Here is a 17,893-nt window from a genome sequence, read left to right as displayed (position 1 = left end):
TACACGTTATTTGCCACTGGCGAGACCCAGCTCCTGAATCAGTTGTTCGCGGGTTTCTTCGTTATCCAGCAACGCCTGTAGCTGGGCGCGGAACGCAGGGATATTACCCATCGGCCCTTTCAGGGCGACCAGAGCTTCACGCAATTCGAGCATTTTTTTCAGCTCCGGTACCTGGGCGGCGATGTTATCCGGCGAGAGATCCGCCATTGATTTCACCTTCAGGCTGACATCCATACGGGCACCCGACACACTGCTAAGTACCGATGGCACGGAAACATTACGTTCAATGCCCGACTGCGCCAGTACGGCGTTAAAGGTGTTTTTATCGATAGCCACGGGCTGGCGTTCATCCAGCGGAGTGTCGTCCGGTTTACCTTTTAAATCGCCGGTGACCAGCAGACTGAGTGGTAATTCCACCTCAGCAGCCTGGCCATTTACTTTCGATATATAACGAACATTAATACGTTCTTTGGGAGCAATGCTCCCGTCATTATGATTACTCATGAATAATATTCCATAAAACTATGACTAATGTTCAATTCAGCCAACAGAACCTGAATCAACCATAAAAATAATCGTTCAAAACCAAAATTGAAATTCACCATGACATAAATACTAACCGAGCTATATAATACTCTTAGAGGATAATTTTAAAACTACTTTTAGTTAACTCGTCAAGTAATATCACATGATGTGACGAATAACGCAAAACCTCATAGTTTATCTATGATACAGATATAAATAGTGAAAAAGACGACAAAAACAATCCATTTCAATAGATTGTTTTTAAAGACTTTCACATTAAACTCACGAACATCAAAAGAATAATGAATATAAATAGGAAAATCATAACGAAGATAAATATAAATTCCACAAAATTAAAAACAAGACAACAAAATCGGATAAAACAATATTTATTCATGATTGGCAATTGGAGCAAAAAAAATTCCCCACAATCAAAATGACCACCATAAAAATTAATTTTCGCGAATCTGATAAACGCCTAACCTCGCTTTAAGATAAGCATGAAAGCATTCTTTTTATGAATACTTTTATGCTTACCAGTAGATGGTAATTTCGCTAATGAAAATTGGCGTGAAATATGAAATAACACAAAGGAGTTAAGGAAATGCCAACACCGTGTTACATCTCAATTAAGGGACAAACTCAGGGACTGATCACCGATCGCGCTTTTACCGCCGAATCTGTCGGTAATATCTACGTTCAGGGCCATGAAAACGAAATGCTGGTGCAGGAATTCAGCCACAACGTCACCGTTCCGACCGACCCGCAGTCCGGTCAGCCATCAGGCCAGCGTGCGCACAAGCCGTTTATCTTCACCGTGGCGCTGAACAAAGCGGTTCCGCTGCTGTACAACGCGCTGGCCTCCGGCGAAATGCTGCCGACCACCGAGCTGCATTGGTACCGCACCTCGGTTGAAGGTAAACAGGAGCACTTCTTCACCACCCGCCTGACCGACTCCACCATCGTGGATATTGACTGCCATATGCCGCACTGCCAGGACGAGGGTAAACGAGAGTTCACTCAGCTGGTTAAAGTCTCTCTGGCTTACCGCAAAATTGAGTGGGAGCACGTCTCCGCAGGCACCTCCGGCGCAGACGACTGGCGCGCACCGCTGGAAGCATAAGCAAAAAATGACAGCATTCTGCCGAAAGGCAGGGTGCTGTTTCAAAGGAACAGGTCATAAAAAGCAGTGCCAGTACAAAGTTGTGTTTTGCATACGGGAGATGGCGGATGCCGGAAACTTCGGCGGTAGCGTGCCTGAAAATGCGCGTGGCATGTGCCATTACGGCAAGAATGTCTGACTGTGGCTCTGTTTTTCTGCCAACAATACCGGGAGTAAGTTTATGTCACAACAGGGCCTGCGTTTTACGCTCGACGTGGACGGGTTACTGGCGATGAGCACCGCCGTGGTGAGATTCACCCTCTGTCAGAACCTCTCCACGCCTTTTACACTCAGCGTCGATATCGCCAGCGGTCTCCCCGACCTCACCGCTGAAGATTTTCTCGAGAAGAACGCCACCCTCACCGTCTGGCAGGGGAATGGTGTACAGCGCCGCCTCTGCGGTATCGTCACCGGCGTGGAACTCGGTGAAAACAACGACTGGCAGATGAATTACCACCTGACCCTTTCGCCCCCGCTCTGGCGGGCCGGACTGCGCCGGAATTTCCGCATCTTTCAGCAGCAGGATATCCAGGCCATCTCCGCCACCCTGCTCAGTGAAAACGGCATCACCGACTGGACCCCGTCCTTTTATGAAGCCCATCCGGCCCGCGAGTTCTGCGTACAGTATGGCGAAAGCGACCTCGCCTTTCTCTCCCGGCTGTGGGCTGAGGAAGGCATTTTCTATTTTGACTGGTGCTCTCCGGCCGGGACCGCGCAGACGCTGGTGCTCTGTGATGATGTGGCCGGTGTCTCCGCGCTCGGCTCCCTGCCCTTTAATCCGAACACCCGCAGCGAAGTCTCCGCGGAATGCGTCAGTGAGTTCCGCTACCGGGCGCAGGTCCGCCCCTCCTCCGTGGAGAACCAGGATTACACCTTTAAAACCCCCGGCTGGCCCGGCTGGTTCAGCCACCACGCCACACACCTCAACGGCCAGCGCACTCAGTACGAAATCTTCGACTATCCGGGGCGCTTCAAGGACGAGCAGCACGGACAGGATTTTGCCCGCTACCGGGCCGAGGGCTTCCGTCATGATGCCGAAACCGCCGCCGGGGTCAGTAACTCGGCGAAGCTGTGGCCCGGTAAACGCTTCACCCTTACCGGTCACCCTTCCCTCACCCTGAACCGGGAATGGCAGGTCACCGCCTGCGTGCTGAGGGGCGAACAGCCTCAGGCACAGCATGGCAGACAGGGGCAGGGAACCACGCTGAGCAACCATTTTGACGTCATCCCGGCTGACCGGACATGGCGCGCGTCTCCCCTGCCCGGACCGTCCGTGGACGGCCCGCAGAGCGCCATCGTCACCGGGCCTGCCGGCGAAGAAATCTTCTGCGATGAACATGGCCGTGTCCGGGTGCGGTTCCACTGGGACCGCTACTGTCCGGGCAACGAGGACAGCTCCTGCTGGATACGGGTGTCACAGCCGTGGGCCGGCGCCGGGTTTGGCAACCTGGCGATACCCCGCGTCGGCCATGAGGTGATTGTGGACTTCCTCAACGGCGACCCTGACCAGCCCATTATTATGGGACGCACCTATCACCAGGATAACCGCTCACCGGGCAGCCTGCCGCGAACCAAAACGCAGATGACCATCCGCTCGAAAACCTACAAGGGCAGCGGGTTTAACGAACTGCGGTTCGAGGATGCGACGGACCAGGAGCAGGTGTATCTCCACGCACAGAAAAACATGGATACCGAGGTACTGAACAACCGGACAACGGATGTGAAGGTGGACCATACGGAGACCATCGGCAATAACCAGAAGATTACGGTGGGGCTCGGACAGACGGTCATCGTAGGCAAAGAGAATGCCGCCGGACATGACCGGACCGTCACGGTCGCGCATGACCAGAGTTGCACGACAGGGAATGACCATCAGGTGACGGTGGGCCACGATGACACGGTGACGGTGAAGAATGACCGGAAGACAGAGATAACGCATGACCGCCGCGAGCATGTGGGGAACGACGAGACGCTGGTTGTGGGCAATGACCGGAAGATGTCAGTGAAGGGAAAGCAGGAGCACACCACCACCGGTGACCATATCAGCCTGGTGAAAGGGACGAAGAGTCTGGAGGTGAAGGGAGACCTGGCACAGAAGATAAGCGGCGCGCTGGGGTTCAAGGTTCAGGGCGACATTGTTCTGGAGAGCAGCAGCCGGATCAGTTTGAAAGTGGGTGGGTCATTTATCGACATCCATCCGGGCGGGGTGGACATTATGGGGCAGAAGATCAACCTGAACAGCGGGGGAAATCCGGGAACACCGATGGGGACAATGCAACCAAGCGTTCTGAAAGCGCCAGCGGATCAGGATGATAACGCGGATGACAAAGAAGATAGAAGGACTGGGAGTAATGATGATCCAGATGATACCGAAGACAATCAGGATAACGTCGAAAAATATTACCTTCAGTTTCATTTTACGGACGACGATGAGATACCTTATTCAGAGACGCGCTATATCGCATTTTTTGAGAATGGTACACAAACACAGAGTAAAACAGATAAGGAAGGATATACAGAAATGTTCATCACTGATACTGAACAGAAAATTAAGATCAGATTATTGCATCAGAGTATTGATATGATTGAAGGGGGTGTATATGAGTGATAATAAAGGCAGCTCGCAAGCTTCAACCCAAAGAAGTAAAGCATGTATTAAAGAGTATAAAGTTACCGATCAATTCATGAAGATGATAACTGGCGCTTTGGTCGCCACGAAGAGAGTGTTAAGTACAAGAAAAAAAAACCTGGAGGCATGGACATATGCCGATAAAAAAGAATTTCAAGACATATTTGGCTTATCGGGAAAAACTGATATAACAGTCGACTACTACACACCAAATCAAAAAGTTAATGCGAACGGAGAAATAACCCCATATCGCATAAAAACTACCGCACATGAGTTTATTAAAAATGGCGTTGACAGAATGATTTTTATTTGTGACAGTCTGATTATCGGCAACCGAACGGATGGAAATAACAAGATCATATATAGTAATTTTGTCAACCTGACAGATAGACCCATCGGGTCAGCGCGCATACCTGCCCTCCAAACAACTCATATTAATCTTAAAGATCATAATTATAAAAACAAATCACAAGAAGAGATATTAAAACTTGAATATCAAAAAAGAATAACTATTGATATATTACAAAACTTCACATGCAAAAAAACTACAGGGAAATCTTCTCAAGTATCCACATTATGTCATGAGTTATCACACCTCTTTACTATCTGGGATGGCGTTCAATATTATGGAGGCCTGAGCAGTGACGATTTAGGAAAAGGTAGAGAAATAGCTAATGCCATAGATTTAAGTACAAGACATGACCCAAAGGTTTTTAAAAATGCCTATAACATTGAAAAATATTTTGAAATTGATTAACACCGTTGCAATGGCATCCATACCATTTCATGTATTATCTAATGAAAACTTTCTTATAAAACAAGATACATTTATTCATACCCCCGCCCCTACATCATTCGAAAAACTCACATCACCACCATATTATTTTTCTAAAATCATAAAAAATAACATTAAAGAAAATAATGATAAAATTTATGTTACTTTGTCAGCAAAACAAATAGGACATCATGTATCGGCAACTATAAGTTTTATAAACATGGATAAAATAGATTATTATATCCACAAGCGATTATTACCAATTAACCCAGATACGAATGATCCATATTTTTTCTCTCCTTTATGTCAAGATGCTTTTTTTATCCTCATGGAGGGTGTCCATCTCAAATTTCTTCCTCGCGCCACAAATATATGTGAATATATTGAAGATGATGATAATGATGATCTCTATATAGGCAGAAATAACAACAATGATAAAACATCAGAATGGATTAAACTCCCATCAAGTAAAACCCTTTCTTTTAATGTTAATATCAATAACGCCTATTCTTTCGCACCTGGAAATCATTTATATATAATAAAGTCATTACAATATCGCGTTGTTAACGATAAATGGTTCTCACAAAGATCCATAAATAAGTCATTTTTCTTTATCACTAATTTTCATTATCCCTCATGCCAGAAAAACAATGAAAGCTTCTACATACAGAAATTAATCAGTTTATGTGAACGTGATTATTCCGCACAAGAGAAAAGCATGGAAAATTTCATGCATAAATTTTTCCCTAATGGAGGAAAAAACAGAAACTATGTTGATATTACCTCAAATGTAATTCAGATAAAAATAAATGGACATCAAATAAAACCATACCATATCACAAAAATTGAATTATTAAAAAAAAGATACAAAGAAGACTGGGAAAAATACTGGTTTTAGTAAACACCCAATTCATTACATCATTGCCAGAAAAAGGCAATTACCTAAGTGTTTATTTCATTTTGAATGATAAATAAAATCTAACTTCATACCCTCAAAGACTATGCATGTATTGAATATGACCCGCATGTATAAATCAAGATCACACTATCATTTCACATAGGTAAATATGATTTCCTCCCTGAAAACAGTGCCAGTCTAAATTGAAGTATCCGGTCTTTCTTCTATTGCTGGGAGGCACATCGCCATGAAAAAGACCCGTTATACCGAAGAACAGATTGCAGCAGATTGCGTTTGCACTGAATTTGCACTGAAACAGGCAGAAACCGGCACCCGCGTCGGGGAAATCTGCAGAAAGATGGGCATTTCTGAGTCCACCTTTTACTGCTGGAAAAAGAAATTTGCCGGCATGGGCGTGACGGAATTGCGACGTTTGCGGCACCTGGAGGAGGAAAATCAGCGCCTGAAAAACGGGTGGCTGAGCTGAGTCTGAACAAGGAGATGCTTCAGGAGGTGCTGAAACAAAAGTTCTGAGGCCGGCTCAAAAGCGCCAGTCGGTGCATTTCCTACTGGGGGCTTACCGTATCAGCGTCCGGGGGGTTGCGGGCTGCTGATGCAGAGCAGAACGGTTTACCACTGGCTGAGCCGGCGTGACGATCGGGCAATAACCCTGCGCATCAGGGAGATAATGGCAGGTTACCGCCTGCGTGCTGAGGGGCGAACAGCCTCAGGCACAGCACGGCAGACAGGGGCAGGGAACCACACTGAGCAACCATTTTGACGTCATCCCTGCTGACCGGACATGGCGCGCGTCTCCCCTGCCCGGACCGTCCGTGGACGGCCCGCAGAGCGCCATCGTCACCGGGCCTGCCGGCGAAGAAATCTTCTGCGATGAACATGGCCGTGTCCGGGTGCGGTTCCACTGGGACCGCTACTGTCCGGGCAACGAGGACAGCTCCTGCTGGATACGGGTGTCACAGCCGTGGGCCGGCGCCGGGTTTGGCAACCTGGCGATACCCCGCGTCGGCCATGAGGTGATTGTGGACTTCCTCAACGGCGACCCTGACCAGCCCATTATTATGGGACGCACCTATCACCAGGATAACCGCTCACCGGGCAGCCTGCCGCGAACCAAAACGCAGATGACCATCCGCTCGAAAACCTACAAGGGCAGCGGGTTTAACGAACTGCGGTTCGAGGATGCGACGGACCAGGAGCAGGTGTATCTCCACGCACAGAAAAACATGGATACCGAGGTACTGAACAACCGGACAACGGATGTGAAGGTGGACCATACGGAGACCATCGGCAATAACCAGAAGATTACGGTGGGGCTCGGACAGACGGTCACCGTAGGCAAAGAGAATGCCGCCGGACATGACCGGACCGTCACAGTCGCGCATGACCAGAGTTGCACGACAGGGAATGACCATCAGGTGACGGTGGGCCACGATGACACGGTGACGGTGAAGAACGACCGGAAGACAGAGATAACGCATGACCGCCGCGAGCATGTGGGGAATGACGAGACGCTGATTGTGGGTAATGACCGGAAGATGTCAGTAAAGGGAAAGCAGGAGCACACCACCACCGGCGACCATATCAGCCTGGTGAAAGGGACGAAGAGTCTGGAGGTGAAGGGAGACCTGGCACAGAAGATAAGCGGCGCGCTGGGGTTCAAGGTTCAGGGCGATATTGTGCTGGAGAGCAGCAGCCGGATAAGCCTGAAAGTGGGCGGGTCATTTATCGACATCCATACGGGCGGGGTGGATATCGTCGGTGCGAAGATAAACCTGAATGGCGGGGGAAGTCCGGGAGATGTGATACCGCCGCTGTCTGTGACCGAACTGGGGGAGTATAAACTCCGGTTTCATTTTATCACTGATGATGGTGTTCCGTATGCAAACACCAAATATATTGTGCATTTTGCTGATGGTACGCAGAAAGAAGGTCTGACGGATGGAGAGGGATACTCGGACAGTTATATTAAGGATGGTGAGGAAACTATTACAGCTCATTTAATGATTGGTTATTATTAAACGAAATTAACTACAACGGGAAGATATGGGCTTTATCCGGTGTTGTGTGTTTTATATAATTGTTTATATGGATGAAGAATAAAATGACAGATAATTCAGCTACAGGGACTACAGACGCAGTGAGAACAAAAAATCCCTTTCCATTAGTTTATGATAAAGAGAAAATAAGAAGTGTAAATTTGAGGGGGTGACTACAACTGACGAAAATAATAAAGTTAAAGATTGTAGAAAAACAGTGATTTATGTTGATCCGGAAGGATATATCCAGAATGCTGAGATAACAAAAAAAACTGTTAAAGAGTTAGAACATGGCGAAATGGATAAAATTAATGCAATTATATTGCATAGGACCAAATCTTCATCAGAACCATTTGATAGTTTCAAGACGAAAAAAGAAGGGACTCACTTTGTAGTCGCAAAAAATGGGACTTTATATCAATCAGCAAGTTTATTTGAATGGACTCCTCATATCGGAAAAATAAGATCACGCTGCCAAGAAGAAAAAACATGGTCTAATGAAGAAAAAAAATACAGAGTTTTGGCTGGAATCCTAAACGATTGCACGAGTATGAATTGGAGAAAGAATACCCCGGCCGGTACCCTTATAATAAAGATAGCGTTGGCATTGAAGTTGTAGCTGATTATGTTAGTGGTTCATGGGAGAATCCTACCGCTGAGCAGATGAAGTCTATTAATAAACTAATTGATATACTAATGAATATTTATGAACTACAAAAAAAAGATATATATGAACATGATAAAATATCATATAAAACATCTGGTGAAGGTGCTGGGCTATACGACTATTCTTAGCATTTTTTTTGTGAGGATGGCATTTTCTGATGAATTGAGCGTTGCTTTTGTTGGAAAATCTGAATACACGGGAGAGAAGGTCAACGAAAGTAATGAGGTTTTTTTAAGGCATGCCGATCCTGGCATTTAAATAAAAATCAAGTGAAGCGTATATTTTTACTGAGCATAAGATATAAAAATGATAGCTCGATAATAAATGATTATTATTGGTTGCCATGTGAGATAAAGGGGGTTTTATTTTATAATAACATTCAGTGGCGGTTTATTATTAATGCTGCCTCTACTGCGATATGGCGAAGTGATAATAAAAGTATTTCTTGGGGATGTAATAAGAGAGAGTGCAACTCAATGTTTTTGCTACCATATGATACGGATAAGACGCAATGATCTAAATAGTTCATACAGGGAAAGATCATCGTGTGCCGCAGGCACACGAGTTAGTAATACAACGGATGTAACGCTAACTTATGTATAAGCTTGTGAAGAGATAGTGCTTGCTCTGCGAGGTATTATTGGTCATGGTGAAAATAGTTAAGGCAGCACTGATATTCGGGGAAAACAGAAAAACATATCCTGCAGTTCTTCCTGATGCAAGAGAAACTACAATTGTGCGACGATGAATTTAGGTTGGTCTTTTGATATGACACATATGGTTGCTGATCATGAAAAAAATGGATGGAATATATTGGAGTGTTAGAAATTCTCTATCATTCCAGTAATATACAATCAAAAAGGAGTGATGACTCCAATTAGGAGAACATGAATTTCTCAATAAAGCTGCCAATGACTTTTTCATGGGGTTCAACTGAGCGCGAAAAACAAATCGTTTTGCGGGCAAGTCGTTTGATCCGGGTTCGTAACGTCAGATTGTTTCGCTCAATTCGCTGAGTGAATATTTTCCCGGTCAGATGCTTATCTTTCGGTACCTCCCGGGCATAACTGCCCCACACATCGCTGGTTATCATGCCGATACTGAAGGGCGCGAGAAGCGTCAGCAATTCGCGCCAAATCTCGTCGGTCCGCGGACCAAATGTGTAAGCCAGTACGCCGCCATGTTTTGTGTCGTATGCATACCAGAGCTAGTGCTGCTGTGCTTTTTTACCCACAAAGCTCCATTGTTCATCCACTTCGCAGATGAGCGCGATATCGGCATGAGCAGCGGGCGCTGATGTTACTTTTCGTGGCGAGAGTTTTTTAATGCCCGAATGACGGTGTTGAGGTCAATTTTCAGTGTCCGGGAGGTATCACGAACACCTGCACCGTTAAAAGCCATCTCAACAATCGGTTCCTTAACGCCGGGTTTACGGGCTTCATAAATGTAAGAGAGTTGAAAGACATGATGGCAGTCTCGGCAACGGAAACGGTCTCCACGCACAGAAAAACATGGATACCGAGGTACTGAACAACCGGACAACGGATGTGAAGGTGGACCATACGGAGACCATCGGCAATAACCAGAAGATTACGGTGGGACTCGGGCAGACGGTCACCGTCGGTAAGGAGAATGCCGCCGGACATGACCGGACCGTCACGGTCGCGCATGACCAGACCAGCACAACGGGGAATGACCGTCAGGTGACGGTGGGCCACGATGACACAGTGACGGTGAAGAACGACCGGAAGACAGAGATAACGCACGACCGCCGCGAACATGTGGGGAATGACGAGACGCTGATTGTGGACAATGACCGGAAGATGTCAGTGAAGGGAAAGCAGGAGCACACCACCACCGGCGACCATATCAGCCTGGTGAAAGGGACAAAGAGCCTGGAGGTGAAGGGAGACCTGGCACAGAAGATAAGCGGTGCGCTGGGGTCCAAGGTTCAGGGCGATATTGTGCTGGAGAGCAGCAGCCGGATCAGTCTGAAGGTGGGCGGGTCATTTATCGACATCCATCCGGGTGGCGTGGATATCGTCGGTGCGAAGATAAACCTGAATGGCGGTGGGAGTCCGGGGGATGTGATAAAGCCGTTGCCTGTGACCGAACTGGGGGAGTATAAACTCCAGTTCCATTTTACGGATGATGATGATGTACCTTATGCAAATACGAAATATATTGCTTATTTTGCAGATAGTTCACAGATAAATGGAGTCACGGATGCTGAAGGATTTACAACAACGTTTACTACAGATAAAGAAGAAGAAATAAAAATTCGGTTGATATGCAATTAATAATCTTAAGGCAACTTACAATACTTAATTAAAGATACTAAAGATATTAAAAATAATGCGGCGCTTTGTAACATCCAGTAAGGCAGGAGACTACGAACATGCCATATGCACAGGAGTTGTCGATGAAGTTTTTATATGGATATATTATAGAGATTAGTGTTCAGATATGGTTTTAAGTTACGTCAGGCCATAATCTGGAGCGGCATTAAATAATACATTAAAAATTTAAGATGTATTTAACACAAAACTAATTAAAGGACAAAAAATGAAGCCAATTCATTGAATTTACTCTCATAATCAAATCAACAACTTAAAATCATTAATATGTTTTTGAAGGATACCAATTTATATTTCTGGTTTTCCCTCAGTCTAATCAAATTCATTTGAAAACAATATATTTGATTTTTAATGGTTTTATCCTTTGCTATAAATATTGTTGCGTCTTTTAATAATTTGAACATGGAGCGTGCATATTGAACGATATTAATAAAATAACTACTGGCATCACATCAAAATCCAATAACAACATAACACACCAACAAATTACGAGGGTAAAATCATCAATCGAGTATCACATATATCATGATGGAATAATAAAATACAAATTAATTGATGAGACCGGTAATGGCACAGATAAAACCGAATACTCACTAAAAAATGCACGCAGTAAAGCAAAATATATTTACCATGATTCTTCAAATAATCCATATGAAATTGGCACATATGATATTGTAGTAACAAAAGATACATATGCCGATGATAGATATAAAGATAAATTAGGAGGTGATATGATTTACCTCATAAATATAAGTGATAATATAAGTAGTTATTTGAATGGAAATGTAAGGTTTACATTATCGATAAATACTGTACGTCCTTATGCGAGTGATATTGCTACAGCATCTTTACTTGGTGCAATGCTAAATACGGGCTACACGGATTTTAATTATAATGGCGGTAGTGATAGTTGCGGCGTATCACCCGCTCCCAGTAGTAGTCATAAAAATGGAATGAATTTAGATATGCGCTATTTAAGGAAAGATGAGTCAGGAAACGGAATTCACCTAAACTTAAACAGTGAATCTGGGGACCCTTGTGGCTGGAAAGGATTAGATGTTGAGAGACAAAATAGATTCATTGAGGAGCTAAATAGATTTGGTTGGGGAAGCATTTTAGGATGGAAATACTGGGACAGTAATAATAGTCCCAATACCAGTGCTACATGGAATGAATGGTCTGCAGCATGGAAAAACGAACATCCTAATGAAACAGAAAGTCCAATTTTGAAAAATATAAAACATGCAGCGAACCATCAACATCACATACATCTACAAGGATATAATCCCACATTAGAGTTACTTACTGATTAGAGATAGTTAATATGCAACAAAATAAATTTTTTGTGAAGATAATTTTAGTTTGCATTATGGTTTTAATAGGTGGGGGTAATAGCGGAGAAAGTAAAAAATTACCTCTACCTGTTGACTCTGAGCGTTCTACATTATTGGAATTTTACTATCAGTATATCGGTCAAAATATCTATAGTGATGCAATAGAGTTAAAACTACCCGAAAATTATCTTAAACTAACCAAACCATTCAATCAGCAAGAAATTAAAGTTCAAGTAAAAGGAGATAACTTCCTTTCTCCATATGTTGCTGAAAATAACCGTTATTATGAGCTTGGCCACTTTGTTCATAAGTCAAATACTTACAGACTGATAATTTATAATAAAACAGGCGAAACCGACACATTATTACTCAACATACAACTAAATAGTTATGACAAGAAAGGCAACTTAGTTGATGCTTTATTGATTGGTAGTCTCTTTGGTTATGAAGATATAGTCCGTTTTTCAGATTTTATTATCAATCCTGATTACACAATTGAAATTAACATTCATGTCATTTACAAATATACAGAAAATGAGGATGGCTCAATTAAAAAAATCACCCAGCCCATTCCTCAGCCTTATTTAAAAGAAAAGTATCAAATAGAAGATGGTCAATTTAAATTGGTATACAGGAATGAAATACCACACACTGAAAAACAAAATAAAATATCAAGCAAGGTTTATTCTCACCATTATTAACAATGACTATAAGGGAATGTAATGGACGGTGTTTTATGAAAGACATTTTATCGTAGTGCTAACAAACACCAGCCATTTACTTAACGCCATATTGTGACATTTAAAACCCCACGCACAATTAAATATTGTTGTTTTATATTTCATTATGCAATGAAAAATTCAATAATATATCAATATACAGTAAGGATACTACCTATGCCCTCAGCAGCCCGACTTAACGATAAAGGCACTCAACATGATGGTTATTACGAAACCGTGATCACCGCTGGCTCCCCTACCGTCTTCATTGACGGCTTACCCGCCGCCCGTATGGGCGATCCGTTAACTCCTCATTCAAAACCCAAACATCCGCCTCATCCGCGAAAAATCGCCAGTGGCTCATCCAATGTTTTTATTGATGGCCTCCCCGCCGCCAGAACCGGTGATGCTATTGATTGTGGCGGCGTGGTTATCGGCAGCGGCACCGTCACTATCGGCTGACTTACGTCTTAAGGTCTTAAGGTCTTAAGGTCTTAAGGTCTTAAGAGAGAATATGATGTCACAACAGGGCTTGCGTTTTATGCTCGACGTGAACGGAGTGGTAGAGAAGCAGAATGGTAGTTGTGCGCTTCTAAGGGAAAAAAGATTCACCGCTACGTGTTAATTTATATGGTGAGCCACGCCCCATGGAGAAAAAAAAGCAACATAATCGGAGTCACTGACAACATGGCCTATAGGCATTGATATGTGGGATACTTACAACATGCCAGAGATGCTGTATTTTACTGGCAACAACTCAATATCGGACGTTTTTCACCGCTGGTTACTTCGCAAAAATGGCACCATTCCGTCGACAGCTAAATGCGCATATTAATGGTTTACGTGCTGCTGGTCAGGAGGGATGGGATGCAGCATTTAAGAACGACTCCCGTTGGAAAACCGAAAGCGAGGCGTTTATTTGTTGGTTGCTGACTCTGGAACGGGATGAGCCATCATATATCAGGATGTTGCACAACATGACTCAAGGTCATAGTGAGTCGTTCCTGCGGGGTATGGCAGATGCTATCGCCTGGTTGCCTGAACCTCAGACCAGATTAATTCTGGTCCGCTGGCGTGCCGAATCATGATCAGATGAAAGAATGCCTGAATCACGGGGCCACAGACCTGGCAAAAACTAGATATTCAGTACAGATTCATAAATGGTTTATCTACTGGTTCTTCAACTACCCCGTCATCCAGTCCCCGTTAATTCAAATGGCGCGGTTGCTGAGACAAGTGAAGTATTCTGTTTTCCCTTCCCGAAAATCCCCGAAAAATCATGGTCAAATGGAGGTCATCAATTTGGTGCTCCGCGCAAAGCCAAAGATGGAAGTGCACGCAAACATGCTGGCTGCGATTTAATATTCCCTGTGGGGACGCCTATTTATGCTGTTGCGGATGGAGTATTAGTTCAAAACCCCTATTCCTTTTATTCGAGTACTTATGCTGTAGAAATCAGACATGGCAACCTTCTTCTTCGTTGTGGCGAAATTGCTCCTGGCTCATGCTCATACTCTGGTGGTTCATCCGTCAAAAAAGGGCAGATTATTGCTAAGGTTGGGCGGTTGCGAGGTGGTTCATCTATGTTGCATCTGGAGATTTATACCAATGGAGCATCATCAACGGCTCTTACAACAACTACCGGGGATTACAGATGGCGTTCCGACGTGACAGATCCTACTCAATATCTGAATGTATGGAAAAATAACCGTCCCAGATCTTAATATTGATGGAATCGATGAAAATGATTAAAAATATTATATTCCTTTTAACTCTGATGTTATCTGGTATTGCTGGCTGTGCTGCAAACGAACCTGCTACTATACCGCCAGATGGCATTGAGACTAATAGTTTAGACATTGGTGAAATTGCCGATGATGAGATTACTGATTTGAGGCATTTCACTTGTACTCTGAGTCTGACTGATAATAAGAAAGAGGATTCCTATAACTATGTTGAAGGCGCAATTTGTCCTGCCGCGGGCGGAGAGTGTACGTATTCTGCCATCATGAAATTGAATGGAGAGATAACTATATTGAAACAGATATCGTCAGGAGAAAACACCTCAGAATACAAAAGTGAAGACATTTCGCTCACCGTAAAACAGGCTCCGATTGCAGAACCAGCAGAGGATGAAGAAGGCAGCGATATTAAAGCCACTATTGACATAAAAACAAAAAAAACCGAAAGAAAATTTAATATGTTCGGATACTGTGGCGTTTAAAAATAAATCTCTCTGGCAACAGAATTGCAGATATTCTGCCATTACCGCCAGGAAGGCCACGATGAGCAATCTATTTCATGAAAGACAAACGGGATGCCCACAGCGACGGCAGTGGAGCCAACAGGAACATCAAATTCTGTCGCAGTATTATCCTAAGGTATGGCTGTCACAAACCGTTAAGTTAGATATGACTATGACGCCGCCATCATTGCAGATAAGAGCCTGTACGAAAGTACGGGCTTTTTCTTTTATATCCCCCCAAAAGTGCAAACGCCAGCAATATGCCTTTATTCCCCTGACACTATTCTCCCCCCAAAGGTGTGAGGAAATCGGTTCAGCGCGCACCTCATTTCCTGACCCGGATAAGCGCCAGCGCATCCGGGAAAACTGACAATCTGGACTGATGCCACAAAGTAGAGCAGCGCATTATCAGCTTGTCATCCGCCGTCGTTGCTCAGACCTTAAGCGAACAATCATCAATACCGAAAATATGCTTGACCGTTTTAGTGCAACTCCCTATAGTAGCGCCCCGTTGCCCCCCAGAGGTGTGGCATCAAAATAATGTGGTGAGGTGTCCGAGTGGCTGAAGGAGCACGCCTGGAAAGTGTGTATACGGCAACGTATCGGGGGTTCGAATCCCCCCCTCACCGCCATCATTTCAGATAAGAGCCTGTACGAAAGTACGGGCTTTTTTCTTTTATATTCTCCCGTACCGGGGGGGATGAGAACCCCCGACCGGGGCTCGACAACCGGCGTCAGCCGGTTGGACAGATGACGAGCCTGCGAGGAATCTGCCCGCTGCGACCTGCTCTCACATAACAGGATTAACATCTACATCCGTCTGGTGGGAGAAATAAGCCACACTCCGGATTACAACCATGCCTTCCCATGGTTCCGCATCTTCGCTAATGAATTCATTTCGCAGACAACTAACGCCCATGCAGCGCCAGAATGGTTGTGCAGTTTACCTGCTTAACCTGAGAGACAGCATCCCCTGGGGGCGCTTGTATCATAGAGGCGGCCAAATGTAGGCTGGGATCTACAGCAGATCATAAATTGCCCATTCCAGGACACAGAAAAACCGTGAGAGAAGCAATCTATCCAATAGCAGGCCCACTACTGGCTGCCCGTTCCAACTCTTAACTCTCTGAAATTGATGTCCTTGCGGATGCTGAATCCGCAGAACGCCAGCGGATCGACTGGAATCCCCCTAAGTGAGCACAGCTCAGCAGCGCATCATTGCCCATTTTTAATGCGTTGATGTAGTTGATTATCGCCATTTTCATCTGGTTACCAATCAACGACCAGATGATGCATCTCAGGTAACAATAGACGAGCGAAAAGTAAAAACTGACCTGTTATCGAATTTCAGGAAACGTGAATGGCCAGGAGTCCGCGGAAAAGCCTCTTTGGACGCCTCTTTGGAAATGGTGGAGTAGAAAAACAAAAAAACCACCCGGAGGTGGTTTCACGACACTGCTTATTGCTTTGATTATTCTTATCTTTCCCATGGTACCCGGGGCGGGACTTGAACCCGCACAGCGCGAACGCCGAGGGATTTTAAATCCCTTGTGTCTACCGATTCCACCACCCGGGCTCGGGAAGAAATTGGAGGCGCGTTCCGGAGTCGAACCGGACTAGACGGATTTGCAATCCGCTACATAACCGCTTTGCTAACGCGCCAGAATCTTCATGCCTTTCAGCCAACACCCGCAATATGCCGATGCTTTTAAACTGGAGCGGGAAACGAGACTCGAACTCGCGACCCCGACCTTGGCAAGGTCGTGCTCTACCAACTGAGCTATTCCCGCAATATCAAGTTTTGTTCTAATCACTTGATTTTGTTATCTTCTGGCGAGCTACGCTGCCGTCCGATGCGATGCATTCTACTTACCTGACGCACTGAGTCAACGATATTTTTCAAAACCCGGATCGTTTGCTGAAAATTAACGCGAAACGATCACTGTTCAAGCAAATCTCCGCGGGCAGCGTTCAAATATTGCAACATCGACCACAGTGTCAGTACCGCAGCAATCAGGAAAAGGCCAATCCCCGCCCATTCGACCCATTCATTTGGACGCCAGAGCATCCAGACCAGTGCAGTCATTTGTGCGGTCGTTTTCACTTTACCGATCCAGGAGACGGCAACACTGTTGCGTTTACCCAATTCCGCCATCCATTCGCGCAGGGCCGAAATAATAATCTCGCGGGCAATCATGGTTGCCGCCGGGAGCGTCACCCACCAGGTGTGGTAATGCTCTGCTACCAGCACCATTGCGATAGCGACCATCACTTTATCTGCCACCGGATCCAGAAATGCACCAAAACGCGTACTCTGGTTCCAGCGGCGCGCAAGGAAACCGTCAAACCAGTCGGTGACTGCGGCGACGAGAAAAATCAGCGCGCATGCAAACGAAGCCCATTGAAAAGGCAAGTAAAATGCCAAAACAAAAAATGGGATAAGGATGACGCGAAACAGGGTAAGCAACGTAGGGATATTAAATCGCATAATGACGGTAACTATCTGTTGTCAGTAAATTTTGACC

General features: G+C 45.0%; 18 protein-coding genes, 4 tRNA genes and 2 pseudogenes. 17 read left to right on the top strand and 7 right to left on the bottom strand.

Features of this window, described 5'->3' with window-relative positions:
- Positions 1-6: 6 nt before the first annotated feature.
- Complete coding sequence (tssB, locus tag L2097_RS03475) at positions 7-504, bottom strand: type VI secretion system contractile sheath small subunit (protein ID WP_085006694.1); 498 nt, start codon at positions 502-504, stop codon at positions 7-9.
- Between the two features lie 625 nt (positions 505-1,129).
- Between tssB and L2097_RS03470 the strand changes: the two genes are divergently transcribed.
- The 9 genes and pseudogenes from L2097_RS03470 (at position 1,130) to L2097_RS03435 (ending at position 8,971) form a co-directional block, all read left to right on the top strand.
- Positions 1,130-1,648 carry an Hcp family type VI secretion system effector gene (locus L2097_RS03470; protein ID WP_085006693.1) on the top strand — a complete coding sequence of 173 codons (519 nt, stop codon included), beginning with the start codon at positions 1,130-1,132 and terminating at the stop codon, positions 1,646-1,648.
- A 220-nt stretch (positions 1,649-1,868) separates the two neighbouring features.
- On the top strand, positions 1,869-4,295 hold the full coding sequence (locus L2097_RS03465; protein WP_250352130.1) for a type VI secretion system Vgr family protein: 2,427 nt from the start codon (positions 1,869-1,871) through the stop codon (positions 4,293-4,295).
- Entirely contained in the window at positions 4,288-5,073 is a 786-nt protein-coding gene (locus L2097_RS03460) for a M35 family metalloendopeptidase (protein ID WP_250352129.1), read from the top strand. The genes L2097_RS03465 and L2097_RS03460 overlap by 8 nt, the downstream gene beginning before the upstream one ends.
- Entirely contained in the window at positions 5,036-5,989 is a 954-nt protein-coding gene (locus tag L2097_RS03455) for a hypothetical protein (protein WP_250352128.1), read from the top strand. Before L2097_RS03460 ends, L2097_RS03455 begins: the two co-directional genes overlap by 38 nt.
- A 247-nt stretch (positions 5,990-6,236) precedes the next feature.
- A pseudogene (locus L2097_RS03450) lies at positions 6,237-6,677 on the top strand (transposase); the annotation flags it as partial.
- A gap of 1 nt (position 6,678) precedes the next feature.
- Positions 6,679-8,028, top strand: a pseudogene (locus tag L2097_RS03445) (type VI secretion system Vgr family protein); the annotation flags it as partial.
- Between the two features lie 187 nt (positions 8,029-8,215).
- The gene (locus L2097_RS03440; protein ID WP_250352126.1) at positions 8,216-8,665 is read left to right on the top strand and encodes a hypothetical protein; all 450 of its coding nucleotides are present in this window, start codon (positions 8,216-8,218) and stop codon (positions 8,663-8,665) included.
- Entirely contained in the window at positions 8,587-8,841 is a 255-nt protein-coding gene (locus L2097_RS25755; RefSeq protein WP_350028991.1) for a peptidoglycan recognition protein family protein, read from the top strand. The genes L2097_RS03440 and L2097_RS25755 overlap by 79 nt, the downstream gene beginning before the upstream one ends.
- Complete coding sequence (locus L2097_RS03435) at positions 8,753-8,971, top strand: hypothetical protein (protein WP_250352125.1); 219 nt, start codon at positions 8,753-8,755, stop codon at positions 8,969-8,971. The genes L2097_RS25755 and L2097_RS03435 overlap by 89 nt, the downstream gene beginning before the upstream one ends.
- A 619-nt stretch (positions 8,972-9,590) precedes the next feature.
- Here the strand turns inward: L2097_RS03435 and L2097_RS25850 are convergent.
- Entirely contained in the window at positions 9,591-9,884 is a 294-nt protein-coding gene (locus L2097_RS25850) for an IS1 family transposase (RefSeq protein ID WP_502799303.1), read from the bottom strand.
- 128 nt (positions 9,885-10,012) lie between these two features.
- Entirely contained in the window at positions 10,013-10,114 is a 102-nt protein-coding gene (locus tag L2097_RS25845) for an IS1-like element transposase (RefSeq protein WP_502799302.1), read from the bottom strand.
- A 110-nt stretch (positions 10,115-10,224) separates the two neighbouring features.
- Between L2097_RS25845 and L2097_RS03425 the strand changes: the two genes are divergently transcribed.
- The 8 genes from L2097_RS03425 (at position 10,225) to L2097_RS03390 (ending at position 16,000) form a co-directional block, all read left to right on the top strand.
- A complete protein-coding gene (locus L2097_RS03425) occupies positions 10,225-11,013 on the top strand; it encodes a bacteriophage T4 gp5 trimerization domain-containing protein (RefSeq protein WP_250352124.1) in 789 nt (262 codons plus the stop codon).
- A 473-nt stretch (positions 11,014-11,486) separates the two neighbouring features.
- Positions 11,487-12,383 (top strand): hypothetical protein, encoded by an 897-nt coding sequence (locus L2097_RS03420; RefSeq protein ID WP_250352123.1) that lies wholly within the window; start codon positions 11,487-11,489, stop codon positions 12,381-12,383.
- An 11-nt stretch (positions 12,384-12,394) separates the two neighbouring features.
- Positions 12,395-13,105: a hypothetical protein gene (locus L2097_RS03415; protein ID WP_250352122.1), complete on the top strand. Its 711-nt coding sequence runs from the start codon at positions 12,395-12,397 to the stop codon at positions 13,103-13,105.
- Positions 13,106-13,300: 195 nt separating this feature from the next.
- Positions 13,301-13,585: a type VI secretion system PAAR protein gene (locus tag L2097_RS03410; protein WP_250352121.1), complete on the top strand. Its 285-nt coding sequence runs from the start codon at positions 13,301-13,303 to the stop codon at positions 13,583-13,585.
- Positions 13,586-14,283: 698 nt separating this feature from the next.
- Positions 14,284-14,847 (top strand): M23 family metallopeptidase, encoded by a 564-nt coding sequence (locus L2097_RS03405; RefSeq protein ID WP_250352120.1) that lies wholly within the window; start codon positions 14,284-14,286, stop codon positions 14,845-14,847.
- Between the two features lie 14 nt (positions 14,848-14,861).
- Positions 14,862-15,347: an adhesin gene (locus tag L2097_RS03400; protein WP_250352119.1), complete on the top strand. Its 486-nt coding sequence runs from the start codon at positions 14,862-14,864 to the stop codon at positions 15,345-15,347.
- A gap of 61 nt (positions 15,348-15,408) precedes the next feature.
- Positions 15,409-15,738 carry a hypothetical protein gene (locus tag L2097_RS03395; RefSeq protein WP_250352118.1) on the top strand — a complete coding sequence of 110 codons (330 nt, stop codon included), beginning with the start codon at positions 15,409-15,411 and terminating at the stop codon, positions 15,736-15,738.
- 174 nt (positions 15,739-15,912) lie between these two features.
- Positions 15,913-16,000 (top strand) — tRNA-Ser (locus L2097_RS03390).
- Between the two features lie 857 nt (positions 16,001-16,857).
- On the opposite strand, the gene L2097_RS03385 is transcribed toward L2097_RS03390, so the two are convergent.
- From L2097_RS03385 to pgsA, 4 genes are all read right to left on the bottom strand, one after another.
- Positions 16,858-16,944 (bottom strand) — tRNA-Leu (locus L2097_RS03385).
- Between the two features lie 12 nt (positions 16,945-16,956).
- Positions 16,957-17,030: transfer RNA gene (locus L2097_RS03380), tRNA-Cys, on the bottom strand.
- A 52-nt stretch (positions 17,031-17,082) separates the two neighbouring features.
- Positions 17,083-17,158, bottom strand: a tRNA-Gly gene (locus L2097_RS03375).
- A 149-nt stretch (positions 17,159-17,307) separates the two neighbouring features.
- Complete coding sequence (gene pgsA, locus L2097_RS03370) at positions 17,308-17,856, bottom strand: CDP-diacylglycerol--glycerol-3-phosphate 3-phosphatidyltransferase (protein WP_047369806.1); 549 nt, start codon at positions 17,854-17,856, stop codon at positions 17,308-17,310.
- Between the last annotated feature and the right edge of the window lie 37 nt (positions 17,857-17,893).

It is taken from the genome of Citrobacter sp. MNAZ 1397 (assembly GCF_023613995.1).
GTDB lineage: Bacteria > Pseudomonadota > Gammaproteobacteria > Enterobacterales > Enterobacteriaceae > Phytobacter > Phytobacter ursingii.
Note: the sequence above shows the minus strand (reverse complement) of the source record. Positions and strands in the feature narration are given on the sequence as shown.